This is a genomic window from Paragemmobacter amnigenus, from assembly GCF_009908265.2.
Classification (GTDB): Bacteria; Pseudomonadota; Alphaproteobacteria; order Rhodobacterales; family Rhodobacteraceae; genus Paragemmobacter; species Paragemmobacter amnigenus.
In genome coordinates, this window is record NZ_JAAATX020000029.1 from 1 (window position 1) to 1,633 (window position 1,633).

2 protein-coding genes are annotated in these 1,633 nt (G+C 62.8%); both read right to left on the reverse strand.

Features of this window, described 5'->3' with window-relative positions:
- A partial coding sequence (locus GU927_RS20365; RefSeq protein WP_217765748.1) for a hypothetical protein occupies window positions 1-193 on the reverse strand: 193 nt, incomplete at its 3' end.
- Window positions 184-1,539, reverse strand: a complete 1,356-nt coding sequence (locus GU927_RS20370; protein ID WP_012112698.1) for an IS1380-like element ISPme1 family transposase — start codon at window positions 1,537-1,539, stop codon at window positions 184-186. The genes GU927_RS20370 and GU927_RS20365, both read right to left, overlap by 10 nt.
- Window positions 1,540-1,633 lie beyond the last annotated feature (94 nt).

A 1,633-nucleotide genomic window follows, 5' to 3' on the forward strand; every position in this document is an offset into this window, starting at 1 on the left:
TCGCCTGATTTTGCTCGCTGGGCAAGCGTTTTTCGCCCCGAGCGGTGTCTGTCGTCGCGCAAACGGCCGAAGTCGGGTGGATCAAGCCTCGAACCCGCAGCATTCTGGCCCGGCAGAGCCGCTTTTCCGCGCGGCAGACGGACCTGTCCTGCCGCTTTCGTTCAGCTTGGGCATGGATCGTGGTCATGCGCATGACGGAGGCGTTCGAAGACGGCGGATGGCGGCAAGGACGGCCCGCACCATCGGGCCGGTGACGGCGACCTCGGCCAACTGGAAGGTAATGGCGCGGGCGTGGCGGACGACGCGGGCGCCGATCTTGATCAGCTTGAGTTGCAGGCTGGTCAACGACCAGTCCGCCATGGCCTCGGGCAGTTCGATGCAGCGCAGGAAGGTTGCCAGGTTGTAGGCCAGCGCGTGCAGTTGCAGCCGCACCTCGTTGTGCCGGAACTTCCGGCATGACAGCCGCGTCCAGCGAAAGGCATATTTGCCTTCCTTGATGTGCTGCTCTGCGGTGCCGCGCTGGTTGTAGAACCTCACCACCCAGTCTGGCTCCATCGGCAGGTTGGTGACGATGAAGCCGACTTTGGGGAACAGCTCGCCCGGATGCCATTCGATCTTGGCGATGACGCGGCGCGGCTTGTCCCAGGACGCCGCCTGATACTCGAAGTCCTCGAAGAACCGTTTGACCTTGGTCAGCGAAGGCCGTCCCACGGGCCGTGTCAGCCGATGCGCGATCTTCTCGCGCAAGACGGCGTTGGCGGGCAGACGGATGGCGTAGAAGAACCTGGCTTCTTCCAGCCGCATATAGATCGCGGGGATCGCGTAGGCAGCGTCGGCCCGGAAGAAGCGTCCACCAAGGTCGCGGCCAGCATATCGGGCAATGACGGGATCAAGGACATCCCGCCAGCCATCGGCGCTGTGGACATTGCCGTTACGCAGGGCGCAGCGCTCCAGCATGCCAAACTGGTTGAACAAGAAGATGGGGTGATAGCAGGTGCAGTCGAAATGCCCGTTCCAGGCAGCACCTTCCTGATCGCCGTGGGTGGGGCTGACCGAGCTGTCCATGTCCAGCACGATGTATTTCAACCCGTTGCGGTCATGAAACCGGTCGATCCATTGGCCGTTCAGATCGGCCAGCGCCGCCCGGTTCGCGGCCAGAGCCAGCGTCTCGGTCTCGAACCGTCCCATCTGCGATGCCGAAGCAGCTTGCGCCTCGACGGCCCTGCCGCCAACGACCTGACGCATCACGGGATCGAGGGCCAAGCGGTCGGCATCGTTCACATCCTCGTATCCGGCCAGTCGTCCGAACACCGATTGCCGGAACAATCCGTCAAGCCGATGGAGCGTGTTCTTCCCGGTGCGGCTGTCTCGCAGCGCCTCCGACGCCAGATTGGACAGGCCGAGCACGTCATCAAGCTCGCGCATCACCAGCAGGCCACCGTCTGAACTGATCTGCGCACCACGGAACTCCAGACGCACACGGCGGTCGAAATCAACCCGATCTCCCCGCGCCAAGCCCGCACCCTCCAGGTGATCCATGAAACGCGCCCCTCGCAGCCGTCAACGCCATGATTTATATGCGAAATATCACGATTACGACAGCGAAATCAGCGACTTACTTGGAGAATGTGGG